Annotated in this window: 19 protein-coding genes; 11 read left to right on the forward strand and 8 right to left on the reverse strand. The window is 61.3% G+C overall.

From position 1 onward, the window contains the following. Positions 1-66: 66 nt before the first annotated feature. Both lon and MQW23_RS07935 read left to right on the forward strand, forming a co-directional pair. Positions 67-2,520, forward strand: a complete 2,454-nt coding sequence (lon, locus tag MQW23_RS07930; protein ID WP_252107321.1) for an endopeptidase La — start codon at positions 67-69, stop codon at positions 2,518-2,520. Positions 2,521-2,669: 149 nt separating this feature from the next. Then, entirely contained in the window at positions 2,670-4,775 is a 2,106-nt protein-coding gene (locus MQW23_RS07935) for a methyl-accepting chemotaxis protein (protein ID WP_252107322.1), read from the forward strand. A 167-nt stretch (positions 4,776-4,942) separates the two neighbouring features. Here the strand turns inward: MQW23_RS07935 and nudE are convergent, their stop codons facing one another. Next, the gene (gene nudE / locus MQW23_RS07940; protein WP_252107323.1) at positions 4,943-5,527 is read right to left on the reverse strand and encodes an ADP compounds hydrolase NudE; all 585 of its coding nucleotides are present in this window, start codon (positions 5,525-5,527) and stop codon (positions 4,943-4,945) included. A gap of 83 nt (positions 5,528-5,610) precedes the next feature. Here nudE and yrfG point away from each other — a divergent pair, with 83 nt between their 5' ends. The 4 genes from yrfG to MQW23_RS07960 all read left to right on the forward strand — a co-directional run bounded on the left by yrfG (position 5,611) and on the right by MQW23_RS07960 (position 9,552). After that, entirely contained in the window at positions 5,611-6,291 is a 681-nt protein-coding gene (gene yrfG, locus MQW23_RS07945; protein WP_252107324.1) for a GMP/IMP nucleotidase, read from the forward strand. Next, positions 6,288-6,677, forward strand: coding sequence for an RNA-binding S4 domain-containing protein (locus tag MQW23_RS07950; protein ID WP_252107325.1), 390 nt, complete (start codon positions 6,288-6,290; stop codon positions 6,675-6,677). Before yrfG ends, MQW23_RS07950 begins: the two co-directional genes overlap by 4 nt. Before the next feature lie 99 nt (positions 6,678-6,776). Continuing rightward, positions 6,777-7,652, forward strand: coding sequence for an Hsp33 family molecular chaperone HslO (gene hslO, locus MQW23_RS07955; RefSeq protein ID WP_252107326.1), 876 nt, complete (start codon positions 6,777-6,779; stop codon positions 7,650-7,652). A gap of 343 nt (positions 7,653-7,995) precedes the next feature. Then, the gene (locus tag MQW23_RS07960) at positions 7,996-9,552 is read left to right on the forward strand and encodes a phosphoenolpyruvate carboxykinase (RefSeq protein ID WP_252107327.1); all 1,557 of its coding nucleotides are present in this window, start codon (positions 7,996-7,998) and stop codon (positions 9,550-9,552) included. A 122-nt stretch (positions 9,553-9,674) separates the two neighbouring features. Here the strand turns inward: MQW23_RS07960 and MQW23_RS07965 are convergent, their stop codons facing one another. After that, positions 9,675-10,526 carry a LysR substrate-binding domain-containing protein gene (locus MQW23_RS07965; RefSeq protein ID WP_252107328.1) on the reverse strand — a complete coding sequence of 284 codons (852 nt, stop codon included), beginning with the start codon at positions 10,524-10,526 and terminating at the stop codon, positions 9,675-9,677. A gap of 161 nt (positions 10,527-10,687) precedes the next feature. Here MQW23_RS07965 and MQW23_RS07970 point away from each other — a divergent pair, with 161 nt between their 5' ends. The 5 genes from MQW23_RS07970 (at position 10,688) to MQW23_RS07990 (ending at position 16,544) form a co-directional block, all read left to right on the forward strand. Next, positions 10,688-10,927, forward strand: a complete 240-nt coding sequence (locus MQW23_RS07970; RefSeq protein WP_252107329.1) for a DUF1127 domain-containing protein — start codon at positions 10,688-10,690, stop codon at positions 10,925-10,927. Positions 10,928-11,040: 113 nt separating this feature from the next. Continuing rightward, the gene (locus MQW23_RS07975) at positions 11,041-13,380 is read left to right on the forward strand and encodes a Tex family protein (RefSeq protein ID WP_252107330.1); all 2,340 of its coding nucleotides are present in this window, start codon (positions 11,041-11,043) and stop codon (positions 13,378-13,380) included. 126 nt (positions 13,381-13,506) lie between these two features. After that, positions 13,507-15,147 (forward strand): glutamate--cysteine ligase, encoded by a 1,641-nt coding sequence (gene gshA / locus MQW23_RS07980; protein ID WP_252107331.1) that lies wholly within the window; start codon positions 13,507-13,509, stop codon positions 15,145-15,147. Continuing rightward, a complete protein-coding gene (locus MQW23_RS07985; protein ID WP_252107332.1) occupies positions 15,144-15,644 on the forward strand; it encodes a disulfide bond formation protein B in 501 nt (166 codons plus the stop codon). Before gshA ends, MQW23_RS07985 begins: the two co-directional genes overlap by 4 nt. A 51-nt stretch (positions 15,645-15,695) precedes the next feature. Beyond that, positions 15,696-16,544, forward strand: coding sequence for an alpha/beta hydrolase (locus MQW23_RS07990; protein WP_252107333.1), 849 nt, complete (start codon positions 15,696-15,698; stop codon positions 16,542-16,544). A gap of 53 nt (positions 16,545-16,597) precedes the next feature. Here MQW23_RS07990 and MQW23_RS07995 read toward each other — a convergent pair whose 3' ends face one another. From MQW23_RS07995 to MQW23_RS08020, 6 genes are read right to left on the reverse strand one after another with little or no spacing between them, the layout of a single operon-like run. Next, on the reverse strand, positions 16,598-17,011 hold the full coding sequence (locus MQW23_RS07995; RefSeq protein WP_252107334.1) for a RidA family protein: 414 nt from the start codon (positions 17,009-17,011) through the stop codon (positions 16,598-16,600). Further along, positions 17,008-17,430: an acyl-CoA thioesterase gene (locus tag MQW23_RS08000; RefSeq protein WP_252107335.1), complete on the reverse strand. Its 423-nt coding sequence runs from the start codon at positions 17,428-17,430 to the stop codon at positions 17,008-17,010. Before MQW23_RS08000 ends, MQW23_RS07995 begins: the two co-directional genes overlap by 4 nt. A gap of 25 nt (positions 17,431-17,455) precedes the next feature. Next, positions 17,456-18,136 (reverse strand): ABC transporter ATP-binding protein, encoded by a 681-nt coding sequence (locus MQW23_RS08005; protein ID WP_252107336.1) that lies wholly within the window; start codon positions 18,134-18,136, stop codon positions 17,456-17,458. Further along, positions 18,129-18,881 (reverse strand): ABC transporter ATP-binding protein, encoded by a 753-nt coding sequence (locus tag MQW23_RS08010; RefSeq protein ID WP_252107337.1) that lies wholly within the window; start codon positions 18,879-18,881, stop codon positions 18,129-18,131. The genes MQW23_RS08005 and MQW23_RS08010 overlap by 8 nt, the downstream gene beginning before the upstream one ends. Continuing rightward, a complete protein-coding gene (locus tag MQW23_RS08015; protein WP_252107338.1) occupies positions 18,874-19,917 on the reverse strand; it encodes a branched-chain amino acid ABC transporter permease in 1,044 nt (347 codons plus the stop codon). Before MQW23_RS08015 ends, MQW23_RS08010 begins: the two co-directional genes overlap by 8 nt. Then, positions 19,910-20,830 (reverse strand): branched-chain amino acid ABC transporter permease, encoded by a 921-nt coding sequence (locus tag MQW23_RS08020; protein WP_252107339.1) that lies wholly within the window; start codon positions 20,828-20,830, stop codon positions 19,910-19,912. Before MQW23_RS08020 ends, MQW23_RS08015 begins: the two co-directional genes overlap by 8 nt. Positions 20,831-20,865 lie beyond the last annotated feature (35 nt).

The raw sequence follows: 20,865 nt of genomic DNA on the forward strand, positions 1-20,865 counted from the left end.
GCGCTGCCCACATTCCATTGAAAATGCAAGACGGCGCAGCCGTCAGTCTCAGTCGATGGAGGGCGCATGAGCGACCAGGATCATGAACACGATAACGATTCACCCGTTTGGTTGACCGACGAAGACGTCGCCGATGACGATACCGCCCAAAACGATGAGCATCGCTCCGACGGCGAGCGGGTTCATTCGCTCGTTTCAGCAAGCGACATGCTCCCGGAGCGCATCTATCTGCTCCCGATCCATAACCGCCCCTTCTTTCCCGCTCAGGTGCAGCCGCTGGTCATCAACAAGGACCGCTGGGAAGAGACCATGCGCCGGGTCGGTAATACACCGCACCACACGCTGGGCGTCGCTTTCGTAGGCGAGCAGGGCATCGATTCGCTCACCGAAGGCGACTTTCCCGCCATCGGCACTGCGGTCAAGGTGCACAAGCTCAAAAGCGAAGATCAGCAGATCCAGTTCATCGCCCAAGGCGTACGCCGCTTCAAGATCCAGCGCTGGCTCTCGAAAGAGCCGCCGTATCTGGTCGAGGTGAGCTATCCCAAGGAGCCGGTCGACGCCGAGGACGAAGAGACGCGCGCCTACGCCATGGCGATCATCAACGGCATCAAGGAACTGCTGCCGATCAACCCGCTTTACGGCGAGGAGCTCAAGCACTACCTCAACCGCTTTAGTCCCAACCAGCCGGGACCGCTAACCGACTTTGCCGCGGCGATCACCTCGGCTAAGGGCCCGGAGTTACAGGACGCGCTGGCGACCCTGCCGGTAGCGGATCGCATGCACAAGGTGCTGCCGCTTCTGCGCAAGGAGATCGATGTCGCCAAGCTGCAAAGCGAGATCAGCGAGCAGGTCAACGCGCAGATGCAGGAGCGCCAGCGCGAGTTCTTTTTGCGCGAGCAGCTCAAGGTCATTCAGCGCGAGCTGGGCATCTCCAAGGGCGACCGGGAAAACGATGTCGATACCTTCCGCGAACGCTTGAAAGCGCTCAAGGTGCCCGAGCGCGTCCAGGGGCGTATCGACGACGAGCTCGACAAGCTCAGCGTGCTGGAAACCGGCTCGCCGGAGTACGGCACCACCCGCAACTACCTCGACTGGCTGACCTCGCTCCCCTGGGGCATCACCAGCGAAGACAAGCTGGACTTGAACCATGCCCGTCAGGTGCTCGATCGCGACCACGACGGGCTTGGGGATGTTAAAGAGCGCATCGTCGAGTTTCTCGCCGAAGGTACCTTCAAGGGCGATGTAGGCGGCTCGATCGTGCTGCTGGTCGGCCCGCCCGGGGTGGGCAAGACCTCTGTGGGCCGCTCGATCGCCGAGGCGTTGGGGCGCAAATTCTATCGCTTCTCTGTCGGCGGTATGCGCGACGAAGCCGAGATCAAGGGCCACCGGCGTACCTATGTCGGCGCGATGCCGGGCAAACTCGTGCAAGCCTTCAAGGAGGTCGAGGTCGAGAACCCGGTAATCATGCTCGACGAGATCGACAAGCTCGGACAGTCCTTCCAGGGCGATCCGGCCTCGGCGCTTCTGGAAGTGCTCGACCCGGAGCAGAACGTCGATTTTCTCGACCACTACCTCGACGTGCGCATGGATCTTTCGAAAGTGCTGTTCGTTTGCACCGCCAATACGCTGGATTCGATTCCGGGGCCGCTGCTGGACCGCATGGAGCAGATTCGCCTGTCCGGCTATATCGCCGAAGAGAAGATGGACATTGCCAAGCACCACCTGTGGCCGAAGCTTCTCGAGCGTAACAAGCTGCCGAAAAAGCGCATCAACCTGACCGACGCCGCGCTCAAGCAGGTGATCGAAGGCTACGCCCGCGAAGCCGGGGTGCGCCAGCTCGAAAAGCAGCTTCATCGCATCGTGCGTAAATCGACGGTGAAGCTTCTGGAGTCGCCGGAAGAGACGGTGAAGATTTCGGTCAAGAACCTCGAGGAGTTTCTCGGCGCGCCGCTGTTCCGTAAGGAGAAGGTACTCAAGGGTCAGGGCGTGGTGACGGGCCTTGCCTGGACTTCCATGGGCGGGGCGACGCTGCCGATCGAGGCGGGCAAGGTGCATTCGCTGGACCGCGGCTTCAAGCTGACCGGAAAGCTTGGCGATGTGATGCAGGAGTCGGCCAACATCGCCTACAGCTACACGCTGGGGCATTTGAAGGAGTACGGTGCCGACCCCGAGTTCTTCGACAAGGCGTTCGTACACCTGCACGTGCCGGAAGGGGCGACTCCGAAGGACGGGCCGTCTGCCGGCGTGACCATGACCACCGCGCTCTTGTCGCTAGCCACTAACAAAGCAATCGATCGGCCCTTGGCGATGACCGGCGAGCTCACGCTGACCGGGCAGGTGCTGCCGGTGGGCGGCATTCGCGAGAAAGTGATCGCCGCGCGGCGCAGTGATATCTTCGAGGTGATCCTGCCTGAGCCCAACCGTCGCGATTACGACGAGCTGCCGGACTACCTGAAAGAGGGCATGACCGTCCACTTCGCCAATCGCTATAAGGATGTGGCCAATATCGTCTTCAAGTAGATAGCGACAGAACGTTAGTCTGATAATTTTAATGCGCCACTCTCATCAAAAAGGGTGGCGTTTTTTATGCCTATTCGGCGAATTAAATTTTGGTGGGATCAGGATAATGGCGCAAACCTCACTTTAATAATTGTTGACGGGACCCCAAGGTGCGAAATAATCAACCTGTGACTCAGAAAGAGTACGTGCTCGGCGACGAGACCGTTTTGATTTCCCGTTCGGATCTCGAGGGGAACGTCACCTACGCCAGCGCCGCGTTCGTCGAGGTCAGCGGCTACTCGCGTGACGAGCTGATGGGCTCGCCCCACAACATGATTCGCCACCCGGACATGCCCGAGGCGGCGTTCAAGGATTTCTGGCACACCATCAAAGCGGGCAACACCTGGCAGGGCCACGTCAAAAACCGGCGTAAAAATGGCGACCACTACTGGGTGAACGCCACGGTCGCCGCACTTCGCGACGGCGACCGTATCGTTGGCTACACCTCGGTGCGGCGTAAGGCGCAGCCTGACGCCATTGCGCTTGCAGAAAGCGTCTACGCCGAGCTACGTGAAAAGGGCGCCTCGAGACGCTACCGGGTGAGCGGTGGCGCCATACAGCGCAAGGGCGTGATGGGCCTGCTCGGCCGCTTTCAGCTCGGAAGCCTGAGAGCGCGGCTGACCGGCATGGTGGTCGTGGCAATGGTGCTGCTGGGGCTTGGCGGGGCGCTAGGCGTATACGGGCTGGTCAACGCCGGCGATCGCTTGTCGCGGCTCGACGACGGCGGACTGCAGTCGATCGCCAATCTACAAAACATTGAGCGGTGGGTGAGCGAAACCGTGCAGCAGGTGGAGCCCGCCGTGCGCAACCCCAGGGGGGCAGACATTGCGGCCATCACGGCGAGCGCCCAGGAGCAGCTGGTTGAAATCGACAGCCAGTGGAACGCGTATCTGGCCGCCGAGGATGCCGCAGAGCCGGTCATACAAGCCTTCGATGGCGCGCTGAGCCAATGGAGCGCCGCGCTGAATCAGACGTTAGCGGCACTCGGCGCCGGCAGCAACTTTGCCGCTTTTGAAGCGTTCAACGATACCGCCTTGCCAGTCACCGGCACGCTGCGCGAGCTTTCTGTTCAGCTCGTCGAGCTGGAGCGTACCGACGCCCAGGCGCTGGTCGAAGAAGCACACCGCGACCGTGAGCAGATGCTCGTTGCCCAGCTCGTGCTGCTCGTGGTGGGGCTTTTAATTTTGGTGGGGCTCAGCGTTCTGATTCTTCGCTCGATCTTCAAGGGGCTGGAAGGCGCCCGCCACATGACGTTCCAGGTGGCGGCCGGTAACCTGGCTGCGCGTGCCCAAAAGCAGGGAAGTGACGAACTTGGCAATTTGCTCTACTCGCTGGATACGATGCGCTTTAGCCTAGCGGCGGTGGTCGGCGAGGTCGAAAGCCGCGTCTCTTCGGTAACGCCGGCGGTCGAGCAGATCGCCGAGGAGAACGACGTGCTTTCCCAGCGCACCGGTCAGCAGGCGAGCTCGCTGGCGGAGACCGCCTCCAGCATGGTGCAGATGACGGCGACCGTGGCACAAAACACCGAAAACGCCCGACAGGCAAGCGACCTTGCCGAGCAAAACGCCACCAGCACCCGCGACACGCGCAAACAGATGGAGCAGCTCGTCGAGCGCATGCAGCGCATCGCCGACAGCGCCGACAAGATGACCGAAATGATCGGCGTGATCGACGGCATCGCCTTTCAGACCAACATTCTCGCGCTCAACGCTTCTGTTGAGGCGGCTCGAGCCGGTGAGCACGGCCGCGGCTTTGCGGTGGTGGCAAGCGAAGTGCGAAACCTTGCCGGACGCTCCGCCGACGCCGCTCAGGAGATTCGTCGCATGATCGACAGCGCCACCGAGGAAGTCGACGGCGGGCGCACCGCGGTGCAGCAGGCGGAAAACTCGATCGAAAACGTCATGCGCCAGGTGAGTCGGGTCAGCGAGCTAATGGCCTCGATCACCAGCGCCTCGGACGAGCAGAGTAGCGGTATCAGTCAGATCAACGGCGCGATCGCTGAAATGGACAGCACCACTCAGCAAAACGCCCACAAGGTGCAGATGATCGCCGACTCCGCCGATAATCTCACCGTCGAGGTATTCGAGCTTGCCAACGTGGTCGATGCCTTCCGCTTGAAGGGCGCTCAGGAAGAAAACATCCAAACCTCGCTCGAAAAGCTGGCGCGGGTTAATCAGTCGCTGAAAAAATCGAGCCCTGCGCTGCCCGCCTACTAGACGGGCGCGCCCTGCATGAGTCGGGCATAAGGATATGTGCCCGATTCGAGAGGTCGCTAGCTGGCGCTTGCTCCTACCGGGTGCGTAATCCTGTGCTAGCGCGAGCGGTGGCTGCTCCCCCGTATTCACGTTCAAAACCCGCCTTCAAAAATATTGTGCTGTCGGTGCTAAATCAGCTCCGTGCCGTTGAAGCGCTTTTCGTCGCGCAGTTTGTCGCGGGCGATGTAGAGCGCTGCGATGGCGCGGGCTTCGTGAAAATCCTCGCGTAAGAGAAGCGCGGGCAGCTCTTCGATGGCGTGCGTTTCCACAATGAGCGGCTCGGGCTCGTCGCCTGGCAGGCGCTTTTCAAACAGGTCGGTGGCCAGCACCACCTGGATACGGTGGCGCATGTAGTTCGGTGCCAGGGAGAGCTCGACCAGCGGCTCCAGCTGGTGCGCGCCGACGCCACACTCCTCCATCAGCTCGCGGTTGGCCGCGGTGAGAATGTCCTCGCCTGGGTCGACCAGCCCCTTGGGCAGGGTCAATACGTACTCCTCGAAACCGGCGGCGTATTCGCGTATCAGCAGCACGTGGTCCGGGTCGGGCATCGCAACGATCATCACGGCGGGGCGTTCGCTGCCGCTTAGCCGCTCGAAGCGGCGCTCTTCGCCGTTGGAGAAGCGTAAATCCAGCGCTTCGACGTGAAAGAGCCGGCTTTTCGCGACGCTTTCGCGGCCCAGAATGTGCGGTTTAATAGGATCCTGATGGGACATAAGGCCTCCGTGGCTGGAAAAAACGCCGTGCGCTACAATAGCACGCTTACTGTTTCGACTCTCTTTTCAACACCGGAGTGGCCATGATTGATTGGCGCGAGATCGACACCGTCCTGCTCGATATGGACGGCACGCTGCTGGACTTGCACTTTGACAGCCACTTCTGGCTCGAGCATCTACCCAAGCGCTATGGCGAGCTGCACAAGCTCGACCAGGCCACTCAGGACACGCTGAAGGCGCGTATCATCGGCGAGCAGGGCACGCTCAACTGGTACAGTCTCGCTTACTGGAGCCGGGAGCTCGACGTCGACGTGGTGGCGCTCAAGCGCGAAATTCAGCATCTGATCGGTTTTCGCAGCGACGCGCTGGACTTTCTGACCTGGCTCAAAAACGCCCACCCGCGGGTAGTGCTGGCCACCAACGCCGACCGGGCCAGTTTAAGCCTGAAACTGCCGCTGACGGGGTTGGAAAAGTATCTCGACGCCATCATCTCATCGGAAGACGTGGGGGCGGCGAAGGAGGAGCAGGCGTTCTGGTTTGCCCTTCAAGAGCGCGAGCCTTTCGACCCGCAGCGTACGCTGTTCATCGATGACAACCCGAGCGTGCTCGAAAGCGCCCGGGAGTTCGGTATCAAGTACCTGATGGGGATCAAGCAGCCCGATAGCCAGCGCCCTGAAAAAGAGCTTCAAGAGTTCGTTGCCCTGGACCGATTCGCCCAACTGCTGCCCAACGACTTACCGGCACAGCAAGGAGAGCCTCAATGAATGATAGCGTTCGCCTGGACAAGTGGCTCTGGGCCGCGCGGTTTTTCAAGACCCGGGCACTGGCCAAGAAAGCCATCGAAGGGGGCAAGGTGCACTACGACGGCGACCGCGTGAAAACCAGCAAAAACGTGGAAGTAGGCGCGCTGATTCGCGTGCCCCAAGGCTGGGACATTTACGAGGTCGAAGTGGTGAAGCTCTCGGATCAGCGCCGCGGCGCCCCGGAGGCGCAAACGCTTTACGCCGAAACCGAGCAGAGCCAGGCCAGACGCGCCAAGGAGACCGAAGCGCGCCGCCTCAACAACGAGGTCATGCAGCACCCCTTGAAGCGTCCGGACAAAAAGCAGCGCCGCGAGATCCAGCGCTTTCAACGCAACCAGGGCGAGTAACTCTTGGCGGCGCTCGTCTGCCCGCCCCACCCATTTACGCTCTAGACTCTTTTCCCGCTTTTTTAACTACTCTTTTAACTACTCCTTCGATGGCCTTTTATGTCTGATCAGATCCAGCGTTTCATGTTCGACCAAACCAACGTGCGCGGCGAGATCGTTACCCTTGCCGACACTTACCACGAAGTGCTGAGCCGCCATGCCTACCCCACCGCGGTCAACGCGCTGCTCGGCGAGCTCCTGGCTGCCGTGGCGCTGTTGACCGATACGGTCAAGCTCGACGGTACGCTCAGTATCGAAGTGCGCGGCCAGGGCGATCTATCGCTTCTGATGGCGGAATCCAACCCCGGCGGCGAGCTTCGCGCCATTGCGCGCTTAAGCGAAGAGGGCGCGCTGCCCGATGACTCGGCTTGCTTTCGCGATCTGGTCGGCGACGGCCAGATCGTCATCACCCTCGACCCGAAAGAGGGCAAGCGCTACCAGGGCATCGTGGCGCTGGAGTTCGACACGCTGGCCAAGTGCCTGGAAGCCTACTTCAGTCAGTCCGAGCAGCTGCCGACGAAGCTGTGGCTTGCCGCCGACGGGCAGCGAGCGGGCGGGCTTCTGCTCCAGCGCCTGCCGGACGCCTCGCAGAATCAGGATATCGATGCCTGGGAGCGCAGCGTGCACTTGGCCGAAACGATCAAGCGCGAAGAGCTTTTAGGGCTGGAGCAGCGCGAGGTGCTCTACCGGCTCTATCACGAAGAGACGGTGCGGGTCTTCGATCCCAAGGCCCTGCGCTTTGGCTGCACCTGTTCGCGTGAGCGCATGAGCCATGCGCTTTACTCTCTGGGCGAGGCGGAGCTCAAGGATATTCTCGAGGAGCAGGGCTCGATCGAGACGCAGTGCCACTTCTGTCACACGAAATATCACTACACTGCGGCAGAAATCGAGGCGTTGATCGACGATCCCGGAAGCTCGGCGCCGGTCATTCACTGATCGTGTAGTCGCATTGATTCAAGGGGCCGCACTCGGTCAATCGGTGGCGGCCCAGCTAACAAGCGGCATCCACGACTAAAGGCGAACGCGCGTTTGAAAAGTTACTGCAGTGCAGCACGAAAATTGCCCGAATTGTAGTAGTTTAACTACAAAAAAGGCGCGCCGAGCCCCCGTTTGACGGGGGCTTTCTTTTTGCCATAATGCGCCGGTCTTTAGCGCTCGGCCCGCTCATTGAGCGGCTACGCGACCCCTTTCAGCGCAAGATCCAGCCTTATATGGCTGTGCATCCAACACTCGCGCCGAGCATTCATACCGAGAATCGGCCCCTGGCCCAGGAACTGACATGACCACGACTCAAGCCGCTCCCAACGCCCACATCAACCTTGGCAGTGCCGAACTGATCGAGCGCGCCGTGGCCCGGGGAGAAGGCCGCCTTTCGGCGGACGGCGCCCTGGTCGTCAACACCGGCGAGCGCACTGGTCGCTCCCCCAAGGACCGCTTCATCGTCGATGAGCCATCCACCCGCGATCAAATCGACTGGGGCAGCGTCAACCGTCCTTTTGACGCCGACAAGTTCGACGCGCTCTGGACGCGAGTGGAAGAGTACCTGGGCCGTGACGAGCACTTCGTCGCCGAGCTTCACGTGGGCAGCGACACCACCCACTACCTGCCGGTACGCATCACCACCGAAACCGCTTGGCAAAACCTGTTCGGTCGCACCATGTTCGTTCGCCCCATCGCCTACAACCCGGCGGGCAAGGAGGCCTGGACGATTCTCAACGCCGCAGGTTTCGAGTGCGACCCGAGCCGCGACGGCACCAACTCCGACGGCACCGTGATCATCAACTTCGCCGAGAAGAAGGTGCTGATCGCCGGCATGCGCTACGCCGGTGAAATGAAAAAGGCGATGTTCTCGGTTCAGAACTTCCTGCTGCCGGCCTCCGGTGTGCTGCCGATGCACTGCTCGGCCAACGTGGGCGAGGATGGCGAGACGTGTCTGTTCTTCGGCCTTTCCGGCACCGGCAAGACCACGCTCTCCGCCGACCAGGGCCGCTACCTGATCGGTGACGACGAGCACGCCTGGGGTGACGACATCGTTTTCAACATGGAAGGCGGCTGCTACGCCAAGTGCATCGATCTCTCCGAGAAGAACGAGCCGGTCATCTGGAACGCGATCAAGTTCGGCACCGTGCTCGAGAACGTGGTGCTCGATGATCGCCGCACACCGAACTACGCCGACGACAGCCTGACCCAGAACTCCCGCGCCGCCTACCCGCTGGAGCACGTCGAGAAGCGTGTACCGGAAAACCTGGCCGGCGAGCCGAGCGCCATCGTCTTTTTGACCTGCGATATGTCCGGGGTACTGCCGCCGGTGTCGATCCTCTCCAAGGAAGCCGCGGCGTACCACTTCCTCTCCGGCTACACCGCTAAAGTGGGCTCGACCGAGATGGGGTCTTCCGAGGGCTTGGCTGCAACGTTCTCCACCTGCTTCGGCGCACCGTTCTTCCCGCGCCCGGCGCGTGAGTATGCCGATCTGCTGATCAAACGCGTCGAGAAGAAGGACGCCCAGGTGTATCTGGTCAACACCGGCTGGACCGGCGGCGCCTATGGCGAGGGCGGCTCGCGCTTCTCGATCCCGACAACGCGCGCGATCATCAGCGCGATTCAGTCCGGCGTGCTGCGCGACATCGACACCCGCCACATCGACGGCCTGAACCTCTCCGTGCCCACCGCCGTTCCCGGCGTCGATTCGAGCCTTCTGAACCCGCGCGACACCTGGGAAGATCAGAGCGCCTTTGATCGCCATCAGCAAGAGCTCGCCACCAAGTTCGTCGAGAACTTCAAGAAGTTCGAAGGCGTGGACGAGGCGATCATCAAGGCCGGCCCCCAACTGACCTGATCGCAAGACTCGATACCCAAAAGGGGCGGCGCACTCGCGCCGCCCCTTTTTTTATTGTGTCTCACTGGCGCTCGTTAAGCCGCGCTACCGGACGGCACCTGCAAGGGCGAGCGTCGCCTCGATTACAGCCGAAACCCTTCCTGAATATGTTCCGCCAGACTGTCGATGATCGGGGAGTGAGCGGATGTTGAGCGCACCAGTACGATCGAGACCTCCGGTAATGTAGGGAATAGATCGTCGCCCAATATCTGCATGTCCTCGGTGACCAGGCTCTGCATCCAGGCGGAGACCGCCAGACCTTCGCTGACCACCGCCTGAAGCGTGGCAAGGCTTGGGCTACTGTAGGCGATGCGATAGGGGCGCCCCTCACGGTCCAGCGCATTGCAGGCGTGGCGGCGGCAAGCACAGGGCGCGTCGAACATGGCCAGCGGCACCGGCGAGGCAAGGTGAACGCTATGGCTGGCCGCTGCGACCCACACCGTGGATTCTCGCCGTAGTACGGTGCCAATCTCATCGCCTATCTCACGGGTAACGATGCGCATATCGAGCTCTTCGGTAGGCTGTTGAAGCAGGACCGAGGAGGGCGCGCACTGTACATCGACATCCACCAACGGCCAGGCGCGGGCGAAGGATTTCAAAATACCGGGCAGAAAACGCATCACGTAGTCATCGGGTACGCCCAGGCGAACCCGCCCCACCATATCCGGCTGGCGCAGAGTGTTAAGCGCCTCGCTTTGCAAATCGAGAATCCGGCGGGCGTAGCGCAAGAGGGTTTGGCCTTCGCTGGTAAGCGTCAGAGGCTTGCTGGCGCGAACGAACAGCGGTCGCTGGATAATATCTTCTTCCAGGCGTTTCATTTGCATACTTACCGCCGACTGGGTGCGATTTACCGCATTGGCCGCGCGTGTAAAGCTGCCTTGATCGACGATCGCAATAAATGTTCGCAGTAATTCGGAATCGAGGGTGGGGAGCACGGCTGGTCTCGCAAGCAAATAGTAAAAGCGGATAACAAAAACAGAGGAACGGTGCAAAGGTGCTATCAATTTAAATGATAAAGAGCATTAGAACTATTCGTTGGCTTGATTTTAGAGCGTGCTAAATAATTTCTCCACGTTAATTAACAGGAGAAATCATGATGAGTGCGACACAAGACAAGCCGACCGACAATCAAGGCAACTGTCAAAAACAGGGCAGAGTAGAGGCGCTTAAAAGGCGGTGGCGTCTTTGGTGTCAGCTACGCCAGGAGCGAATCGCACTAAAGCAGGCAAGTGACGCCACCTTGAAAGATATTGGCCTGACTCGCCAACAGGTGCGCCAGGAAACGAGCCGGCCTTTTTGGCGAACGAATACGTGCCGCGGAACACAGCGCTGGTAGCAAGCCCGTTATGGCGGGCGGAGGCGTTGCCGCGAGCTCGACATTTCATGCCAGCGCCATGGCTTTGTGATACCGTGTCGGCATTTAAAAGCCGGCATGAGTTAGTGGCACGTATGGATGTTAATCAACGGATTATTTCGCGCTTGGCCGACGAGCTTGGCGTGAAAACGCAGCAGGTCAGCGCCACGGTGGCGCTTTTGGACGAAGGCGCGACGGTTCCTTTTATCGCCCGCTACCGGAAGGAAGTCACCGGGGCGCTGGACGACAGCCAGCTTCGAAACCTCGATGAGCGGCTTCGCTATCTGCGCGAGCTCGAGGAGCGCCGTAGCGCGGTGATCAGTGCCATCGACGAGCAGGGCAAGCTCGATGGCCCGCTGAAAGCGCGCATCGACGCCGCGGACACCAAGCAGCGGCTGGAAGACCTTTACCTGCCGTTCAAGAAAAAGCGCCGCACCAAGGCGCAGATCGCCCGCGAAGCCGGGCTCGAACCGCTGGCGGACGCGCTGCTGGCCGATCCGACGCTTGACCCCGAGCAAGAGGCGCAGAGCTATCTGCGCGCCGCCGAGGGTGAAACGCCGGCCATCGAAGACGCCAAGGCCGCCCTCGACGGCGCCAAGCAGATCCTCATGGAGCGCTTTGCCGAAGACCCGGAACTCATTGGCCAGCTGCGAGAGCGGCTTTGGAGCGAGGGCGAGCTCAGCGCGCGGATGCTCGACGGTAAGGAGCACGAAGGCGCCAAGTTCTCCGACTACTTCGAACACGACGAAAAACTCGCCAAGGTGCCCTCCCATCGCGCGCTTGCCATGTTCCGCGGGCGCAACGAAGGCGTGCTGAGCCTCGCCATTCGTCTGCCGGGTGAAGACGAGGCGCCGGTGCACCCGGCCCAAGTGGCTATCGCGAAGCAGGTTGGCGTTCGTGACGAAGGGCGCGCGGCGGACAAGTGGCTGATGGAGGTGGTGCGCTGGACCTGGCGGGTGAAACTCTACACCGCACTCGAGACCGAGCTTTTGGGCCGGCTACGCGAGCAGGCCGAACAGACCGCCATCGACGTATTCGCCGCTAACCTCAAGGATCTGCTGCTGGCCGCCCCGGCGGGGCAGAAGGTCACGCTGGCGCTGGACCCGGGCCTGCGCACCGGCTGCAAGGTCGCAGTGGTGGACGCTACGGGCCAGTTCGTCGATCAGGCGACCATCTACCCTCACGCGCCGCAAAACCGTTGGGACGAGTCGCTGGCAGAACTCACTAAACTGATCAAACGCCATAATGTCGAGCTGATCGCGGTGGGCAACGGCACCGCCAGCCGCGAAACCGACAAGCTCGCCGGCGAGCTGGTGAAAGCCCTGGCGCCGAACCAGCGCCTGAGCAAGGTGATGGTGTCCGAGGCGGGCGCTTCGGTCTACTCGGCATCCGAGTACGCCTCGCGCGAGCTCCCGGAGCTCGACGTCACCGTGCGCGGCGCGGTTTCCATCGCCCGGCGCCTTCAGGATCCGCTCGCAGAGCTTGTGAAAATCGAGCCTAAGTCGATCGGCGTGGGCCAGTATCAGCACGATGTCTCACAAGTGCAGCTCTCCAAAAGCCTGGAGGCCGTGATCGAGGACTGCGTGAACGCGGTCGGGGTGGATCTCAACACAGCCTCCAGCGCTCTTTTATCGCGGGTGGCCGGGCTCTCCGCGGTGATCGCCGAAAACATCGTTTCCCAGCGTAACCAGCACGGGGCGTTCAAGAGCCGCAAGGCGCTACTGGACGTCAGCCGGTTAGGGCCGAAAACCTTCGAGCAGTGCGCCGGCTTTCTGCGTATTCACGGCGCCGAGAACCCGCTGGACGCCAGCGGCGTTCACCCGGAGGCCTATACGGTGGTCGAGCGCATCGCGCACGAAACCGGGCGCGAAGTGAAAGGGCTGATCGGCGATAGCCAGACGCTCAAGGGGTTGAACCCGGCGACCTTCGCCGATGAGCGCTTCGGCGTGCCGACGATCAGTGACATTTTCAAGGAGTTGGACAAGCCTGGCCGCGACCCGCGCCCGGAGTTCAAGGCCGCGGAGTTCCGCGAAGGCGTCGAGAAACTCAGCGACCTTCGACCGGCCATGATTCTCGAAGGCACGGTCACCAACGTTACCCACTTCGGCGCGTTCGTGGATATCGGCGTGCATCAGGATGGCTTGGTGCATATCTCGGCGCTTTCGGATAAATACGTCGAAGACCCAAGAACCGTCGTGAAGGCCGGCGATATCGTCACCGTAAAAGTGATGAGCGTAGATATTCCACGAAAGCGCATCGGGCTTTCCATGCGCTTAAGCGATGAAATCGAAAGCGAGGGTGGCGCGAGCGAGCTGCGTGAGAAAAAAGCCTTGAGGGCGCCAAAAGGCGGGCGCAATCAACGTGATAAGCCCGCCTCTGATAACTCGATGGGCGCGCTCGGGGCGGCGCTTTTGAAAGCGAAGCAGGGCAAATAGTCGCGCGCCTTGAATAATTCGCTCATCGCGCCATATTCTTGGTGCTATTGAGGGCTAGCCTGATGGCAATACCCGTAGACTTTACCAGGGCCCGATCATGGGGCCTTTCGACAAGGAGTGTTCGTTTTGGCTGAGCCACTCACTGTGCCTACCTCGCTGACCGCCCAGATCGAGCGCCTGTTGCCAAGCGCACGCTTGGGGCGGTTGGGGCGGCTGCGGCGTGGACTGGAAAAAGAAGGGCTGCGGGTTGATAAAGAGGGCCATATCGCTCAGACGCCGCACCCGGCCGGGCTTGGCTCGAAGCTGACCCACCCGCACATCACCACCGACTACTCTGAATCGCTTTTGGAGTACATCACGCCGGTCTATACAGAGCCGCGCGAGGCGCTGGCGTTTTTATCCGATCTGCACACCTTTACCTACCAGCATCTGGACAACGAATGGATCTGGCCGGGCAGCATGCCGTCCAGGCTTTCGGGTAACGACAGCGTTCCCATCGCCGACTACGGCACCTCGAATGTCGGCACGATGAAGCATGTCTATCGCAAGGGGCTGGACGTGCGCTACGGGCGCATCATGCAAGCCATTGCCGGGGTGCACTACAACGTGTCGCTGCCCGAGGACATGTGGCACGCGCTGCGCGAGCTCGAGAAAGCGACGAACATTCCGTTCAACGACTACCGCTCGACGCGCTATTTCGGCATGATCCGCCATTTTCGCCGCCATAGCTGGCTGCTGTTGTACCTGTTCGGCGCCTCGCCTGCGATCGACAAGAGCTTTTTACCGGAAGGCAAGGTACCGGAGAAGCTCGCCCCGCTGGGTGACGACACCTATTTCGCCGAGTACGCCACGACGCTTCGAATGTCGGACTTGGGCTATCAGAACAAGGTCCAGGAGCAGCTCAAGATCTGCTTCAACTCGCTGTCGAACTACGTCAACACGCTGCGTCACGCGATCTCCTCGCCCTGGCCGGACTACGAGAAGCTCGGTGTGAACGTCGATGGCGACTGGCGCCAGCTCAATGCCAATATCCTGCAGATCGAGAACGAGTACTACAGCGATATTCGCCCCAAGCGTGTCGCCAAACACAACGAAACGCCGAGCCAGGCGCTCGAGGCGCGTGGCGTCGAGTACATCGAAGTGCGCTGTCTGGATTTGAACCCCTTCGATGCCCTCGGCGTGACCGAAGATCAGATGCGCTTCGTCGACGTGTTCCTGCTGTGGTGTCTTTTGAGCGACAGCCCCTGGATTTCCGATGAGGAGTGCGACCGCCTAGATGACAACCGCCGGCTGGTGGTCGAGCGCGGCCGCGACCCGGCGCTAACGCTTACGCGCGACGGTGAATCGATTTCGCTACCTGACTGGGGCGAGCAGATTGTCGCCGAGATGGGTGAGGTCGCGCGCCTGCTCGACGCGGTGGAGGAGAGCGCGCCGCATCAGGCCGCGCTGGATGCGTTGGCGCCGAGGCTGCGAAATCCCGAGCTCACGCCGTCAGGGCAGCTGCTGGCGCGCTTGAAAGAGGGCAACGGTTCGCTCAGCGATACGCTGCTGTCACTTGCCAAGGAGCAGAAACAGTCGCTGGGCTCAAGCCCCATGCTGCGCTCGCGCGAGGCGCTGCTGGATCAGCTGATCGAAACTTCGCACCAGCAGCAGCGCGATATCGAAGCCGCCGAAACCGAATCGTTTAGCGATTTCATCGAGCACTACTTCACCAAAGCGCGCGAAATGCGAGGCTTTTCGTCGATTACGTCCGAGGAACTGGAATGACCCCTTCCTTCATTCGGCCCACTGCCTGGGCCGGTGTCGCTTTTTGCGTACTCATGATGACCGTGGCGCTGATGCTGGAGCACGTGGTGGGGCTCGAGCCCTGCCCGCTGTGCATCTTTCAACGGGTAGCGGTGATCGCGGCGGGGCTAGTGCTGCTGCTGGCCGCGCTGCACAACCCGAAAGGCACGGTGGGCAAGAGCGTGTACGGCGTGCTGGGCCTTGCCGCCGTGGCCACTGGGGCGTTCATCGCCGGGCGCCACGTGTGGCTTCAGCACCTGCCGCCCAGCGAAGTGCCTTCCTGCGGGCCGGGGCTCGATTACATGATGGACATCCTGCCAATGCGGGAGGTCGTCTCCATGGTGCTCACCGGCTCCGGCGAGTGTGCCAATATCGACTTCACCTTTTTGGGGCTCTCGCTACCGGCCTGGACGCTCATCGGCTTTCTGATCCTCGCCATCGCGCCGCTGCGCATGCTGTGGTTGGCCTATAAGCGCTGATCGACCGGCCGGGTTGATGAATCGACAACAACCAACAAAAGGAAACGTGGCGTGCCATATCGCGATTTTGCTACGCAGGAAGAAATCGACCGGGCTTACGATACCATGCAGGGGCGCGACCCTAGCCAGCTCGCCAAGGCGTGGCTTGAGCGCAGCGACGTTTCCCGGTCGCGCCATCGTGTGACGCTGGATCGCGCGTATGGCCCCTCGTTGGCCGAGCGCATGGATATCTTTCATGCAGAAGGTCCCGCGGCCCCGGTGCATATTTTCTACCATGGCGGCTTTTGGCGCGCACTAAGCCATCGGGAGTTCAGTTTTGTCGTCGATAGTTTGGTGGCGGCCGGGATCACGGTGGCGGTGGTCAACTATGCGCTGTGTCCGCAGGTGCGTTTCAGTGAGCTGGTTCGGCAAAATCAGGCGGCTCTGGCACACATCCATCGACACGCCGACGAGCTTCAAATCGACCCGAATCAGCTGAGTATCTCGGGCCACTCGGCGGGGGGGCATATCTGCGCCATGCTGGTCACCACGGATTGGGAGGGGATGTTCGGACTGCCCGCCGACGTGATTCGCGGAGCGCTATGTATCAGCGGACTTTTCGATTTGCGTCCCTTCCCCTGGTCCGGACTTCAGCCCAAGCTTCAACTGACCGGCCGGGATGTCGAGGAGTTCAGCCCCTTGTGGCGCTCGCCTTGCGTTCAGGCGCCCATGCACCTGGTGGTCGGCGGCCAGGAAACTGAAGAGTTCCAGCGCCAGACGACGGCATATGCGCGTCATCTGGAGCAGGAAGGCCTCTCGGTCGAGCTGCACCTGCTGGAAGAGGATGACCACTTCTCGGTGCTCGAGCACTACCTCGATGGCCGCTTTGTGGATTGGATAAAAGCGTTTCACGCGCTCTAACGGAAAGCCGTGACGCTCTGACGAACGCTAATCAGGACCGTCACGGCGGGTATTCAGGGGCCTGGGATGACCGCCGTGGCCTCGATTTCCACTTTGGCCTGGTCCTCGACCAGGCCCGCCACCTGCACCATGGTCATCGCCGGAAAATGCTTGCCGAGCACGTTGCGATAGGCCGCGCCCACCTCCTTGAGACGCGCCAGGTACTCATGTTTGTCCGTGACGTACCAGGTCAAGCGCACGATATGCGCCGGGCCCGCGTCGGCTTCCTCGAGCACCGTCACGATATTGGTCAGTGCCTGTTGGACCTGACCGACGAAATCATCGGTTTCGAATAGCTGGTCGGCGTTCCAGCCGATCTGCCCGCCTACGAACACGGTTTGGCCCGAGGCCATCACACCATTGGCGTAGCCGACGGCGGATTTCCAGTGAGAAGGGTGTAGAAGTTGGTGAAGCGTGGCGTCGCTCATGAGGGCTGTCCTTGTACGTTGTCGACGGTGATGTGCTGGCGTATTGCATCTGTCCAGGGCATTGATTTGCCACTGTTTAAATCCATGAAAACCAGAGTCGAGCGGCTGGTCAAGCGCTTTTGCTCGCCGCATCGGGCGCTGATCTCGAGAGTGAGACTGCTGCGGCCGATGGCGTGAACCGAGAGCTCGAAATGAAGCACCTCGCCCAGGCGGCTCGGTGCATGAAATTGGGTTTCGATGGAGGCGGTGGGTACGCCGGTCATATCCTCCACGTGCAGGCGGTTGAAGTCGTGGTGGACGACGTCGGCAAACCAGTCCTCGATCACCGAATTGATCATCTCGAAGTAGCGCGGATAGAACACGATCCCGGCAGGATCGCAGTGCTGAAAACGGATCTTTCGCTGTGTGCTGAATGGCATGGTATGTCTCTTCTTTGAACTCGCGCTACACGCCCAGGTAACGATCGCGGACAGCGCCATCCAGCGCTGCGGGCCGGTCGTTCCACACGGTGCGCCCTTTTTCCAGAATGGTGCAGCGATCGGCGATGGGTAGTATTTCGCTCAACGACTTGTCGACCAGCAGGGTGGATTGCCCTTGGTCCTTGAGCAGCCGGATCGCCCGCCAGATTTCCTGGCGAATGACCGGCGCCAATCCTTCGGTCGCCTCGTCAAGCACCAGCAGCCGGGGGTTGGTCATCAGCGCTCGACCGATGGCCAACATTTGCTGCTCGCCGCCGGACAGAGTTTTCGCCCTTTGAGAGCGGCGCTCCTCCAGGCGAGGAAACAGCGCTTCCACCTTTGCGAGCGTCCACTCGCCCGGGCGGGCCGTGACCTGCAGGTTTTCGCGCACCGACAGGTTGGGAAAACAGCGTCGTCCCTCGGGCACCAGCCCGAGCCCCGCTTTGGCGATACGGTAAGCGGGAAGGCGGCGTAAATTCTGCGATTCGAACTCGATGCAGCCCCGGCTTGCGGGCGTCAGGCCAAAGATCGAGCGGATGGTCGTGGTTTTGCCCATGCCGTTGCGGCCCATCAACGCGACCATCTCACCCGAATTGACCTCGAGATCTACGCCGAAAAGTGCCTGTGAAGGGCCGTAGAACGTTTCGATTTCGGCAACCTTAAGCATCGCAGTCTCCCAGGTAGGCTTCCCGAACGAGCGGGTCGTGGCGGATCGCGTGGCTATCGCCCTGGGCGATGATGCTGCCCGATACCAGCACCGAGATTCGATCGGCCAGTCGAAATACCGCTTCCATATCGTGTTCGATCAGAAGGATTGGCACGTCACGCTTGAGCGCCTCCAGCAGCTCGGTCAGCCTGGCCGACCCTTCAGGCCCGAGACCCGCCATGGGCTCATCGAGCAGCAGGGCGCGCGGTTTGAGGGCCAGCGCGCAGGCAACCTCCACCTGGCGGCGCTCGCCGTGGGAAAGCTCCGATACCGGCGTCCACGCGCGATGGCCAAGCTGCATGTGCTCAAGCGCCTCCAGGGCGGGCGCAAGCAGCGCTTCGTCTCGGGCAACGGGTTTGAAGAACCGGAAACTGTGGCCCTGCAGCGCCTGTACGCTCATCATCACGTTGCGCATGACCGATAGCGGCTCGGCCAGCGAAGAGACCTGAAAACTGCGCCCCAGCCCCAGGCGGGCACGCTGGGCTACGCTCAGATTGGTGACCGTTTCACCACCCAGCTCAATGCTTCCCTGGTCGGGGCGTATGTGGCCGGCGATCTGGCCGATGAGCGTCGATTTCCCCGCTCCGTTGGGGCCAATCAAGGCGTGGATCTCGCCCGGTTCGAGCGCCAGTGAGACATCGTTGGTCGCCTGCAGCGCGCCGAAGTGCTTGTGCAGATGCGTTAGTGAAAGAACGGCGTCACTCATTGCGCTCCCTCCCGGCCAGAAACCCCATGACGCCGTGTTTGGCGAACAGCACCACGCCCAGTAGTACGAGACCTAAAAAGAGCTGCCAGTACTGGGTGATGCCGCCCAGGAAGGTCTCCATCATGACGAACAGGATCGCACCGGCCAGCGGGCCGTAAAGACGCCCTACGCCGCCTAAAATCACGATCACCATCAGCTCACCGGAGAAATGCCAGCTCAGCACGGTCGGGCTTACGAAACCGTTCAGGTCGGCATAGAGAGCGCCGGCAAGCCCGGTAATGGCCGCCGAGATGACGAAAGCGACCAGCCTCACCGGATACGGGTTGATACCCGAGGTGGCCAGGCGCACGTCGTTGAGCCTGGCCATGGTGAGCGCGGCCCCGAAGCGCGACTTCATCAGTCGGGAGGTCAACGCCATGGCGAGCAGCAGGCCGACGAAGCAGATCAGGAAGTAGTTCAGTGGATCGCTGCTATCCACAAAGGGAAGCGAATTGCGCAGGTAGATAGGCAGGCCATCCTCGCCGCCATAGGTAGGCCAGGAGTTGGCGAAGTAGTAGATCATCTGGGCGAAGGCGAGGGTGATCATGATAAAGTACACCCCAGTCGTGCGCAGCGAAATCGCCCCGATTACCAGCGCCAGCAGAGCACAAAGCAGCGCCGCCGCCAGCCACAGCACCAGCAGGTTGTCGCTACCCGGCAGGCTGATCGGCCAGGTCATGAACGGCGTTGCATCGAACGCGTGATAGGCACCGATACCGGCCACGTAGCCGCCCAGGCCGAAATAGGCCGCATGACCAAAACTCACCATGCCGCCATAGCCGATGGCCAGATTCAGCCCCACCGCCGCCATGGCGATGATCGTGATTCGCGAAGCCAGGTTGACGTAGTAGAACTCGCCCATGACATAGGCAGCCACCGGCAGAATCAGCAGCACCGCCAAAAGCGCGATCTGCACCACGCCCTTGCGGTCGAGGGCACGCTCGTTTCGAGGCGTCGGCGCCACCTCGGGCGCGGATCGGGAAGTCGTGTTAATCATGAGCGGAGAAGAGCCCCTTTGGCTTGAACGCGAGGATGATGGCCATGAGGATGTAGATCAGCATGGCTGCCAGGGCGGCACCGACGCCGGCCGCTTCCGAAGGCGGCATGAAGGCACGAAAGAGAATCGGCAGATAGACACGCCCCAGGGTGTCCACCACGCCGACCAGCAAGGCGCCGAAAAGCGCTCCCTTGATCGAGCCGATTCCGCCGATGACGATCACCACGAAGGCCAGAATCAGCACCGGCTCGCCCATGCCTACCTGCACCGACTGCAGCGCGCCGACCAGCGCGCCCGCAAGTCCGGCAAGGCTTGCACCGAGGGCGAAGACCACGGTATAGAGCTTCGAAATGTTAACTCCCAGCGCACCGATCATTTCGCGATCGCTTTCGCCGGCACGAATACGCATACCAAGGCGCGTTCTCGAAATGAGCAGATAAAGTGCGATGGCAATGACGACTCCCACACCGATCAGCATCAGCCGATAGGTGGGGTAGCGGGTGTCACCGGGCAAGGTCACGAAACCGGTCAGCCAGGAAGGCGGGCTCAAGCGCAGAGGGGAGGAGCCAAAAAGCCAGCGCGTTCCTTCGGAAAAGATCAGTATCAGCGCGAAGGTGGCCAGCACCTGATCAAGATGGGAGCGATGGTAGAGCCTTCGTATTACGATCAGCTCCACCAACGCGCCGGCGACGGCCGCCGCCGCCATGCCGGCGGCCAGCCCCGTCAGAAAAGAGCCTGTCGAGGCGGCGACCGCCGCCGTGGCATAGGCCCCGACCATGTAGAAGGAGCCGTGGGCGAGGTTGATCAATCCCATCACCCCGAACACTAGCGTTAGGCCGCTGGCCATCAAAAACAGCATGGTGCCAAGCTGCAGACCGTTGAGTAATTGCTCGATTAGCAGAGTAACGGACACGTTGGGTATCCTTGACCGAGTGAGGAGAAGGGCCG

The sequence above is a fragment of the Halomonas sp. S3-1-1 genome, from assembly GCF_023757625.1.
Taxonomy (GTDB): domain Bacteria; phylum Pseudomonadota; class Gammaproteobacteria; order Pseudomonadales; family Halomonadaceae; genus Vreelandella.

Excerpts from the sequence above, each read along its gene's own strand:
- lon (WP_252107321.1), top strand. The coding sequence starts at position 67 with ATGAGCGACCAGGATCATGAACACGATAACGATTCACCCGTTTGGTTG.
- nudE (WP_252107323.1), bottom strand. The coding sequence starts at position 5,527 with ATGTCCCATCAGGATCCTATTAAACCGCACATTCTGGGCCGCGAAAGC.
- yrfG (WP_252107324.1), top strand. The coding sequence starts at position 5,611 with ATGATTGATTGGCGCGAGATCGACACCGTCCTGCTCGATATGGACGGC.
- MQW23_RS07950 (WP_252107325.1), top strand. The coding sequence starts at position 6,288 with ATGAATGATAGCGTTCGCCTGGACAAGTGGCTCTGGGCCGCGCGGTTT.
- hslO (WP_252107326.1), top strand. The coding sequence starts at position 6,777 with ATGTCTGATCAGATCCAGCGTTTCATGTTCGACCAAACCAACGTGCGC.
- MQW23_RS07960 (WP_252107327.1), top strand. The coding sequence starts at position 7,996 with ATGACCACGACTCAAGCCGCTCCCAACGCCCACATCAACCTTGGCAGT.
- MQW23_RS07970 (WP_252107329.1), top strand. The coding sequence starts at position 10,688 with ATGAGTGCGACACAAGACAAGCCGACCGACAATCAAGGCAACTGTCAA.
- MQW23_RS07975 (WP_252107330.1), top strand. The coding sequence starts at position 11,041 with ATGGATGTTAATCAACGGATTATTTCGCGCTTGGCCGACGAGCTTGGC.
- MQW23_RS07985 (WP_252107332.1), top strand. The coding sequence starts at position 15,144 with ATGACCCCTTCCTTCATTCGGCCCACTGCCTGGGCCGGTGTCGCTTTT.
- MQW23_RS07995 (WP_252107334.1), bottom strand. The coding sequence starts at position 17,011 with ATGAGCGACGCCACGCTTCACCAACTTCTACACCCTTCTCACTGGAAA.
- MQW23_RS08000 (WP_252107335.1), bottom strand. The coding sequence starts at position 17,430 with ATGCCATTCAGCACACAGCGAAAGATCCGTTTTCAGCACTGCGATCCT.
- MQW23_RS08005 (WP_252107336.1), bottom strand. The coding sequence starts at position 18,136 with ATGCTTAAGGTTGCCGAAATCGAAACGTTCTACGGCCCTTCACAGGCA.
- MQW23_RS08010 (WP_252107337.1), bottom strand. The coding sequence starts at position 18,881 with ATGAGTGACGCCGTTCTTTCACTAACGCATCTGCACAAGCACTTCGGC.
- MQW23_RS08015 (WP_252107338.1), bottom strand. The coding sequence starts at position 19,917 with ATGATTAACACGACTTCCCGATCCGCGCCCGAGGTGGCGCCGACGCCT.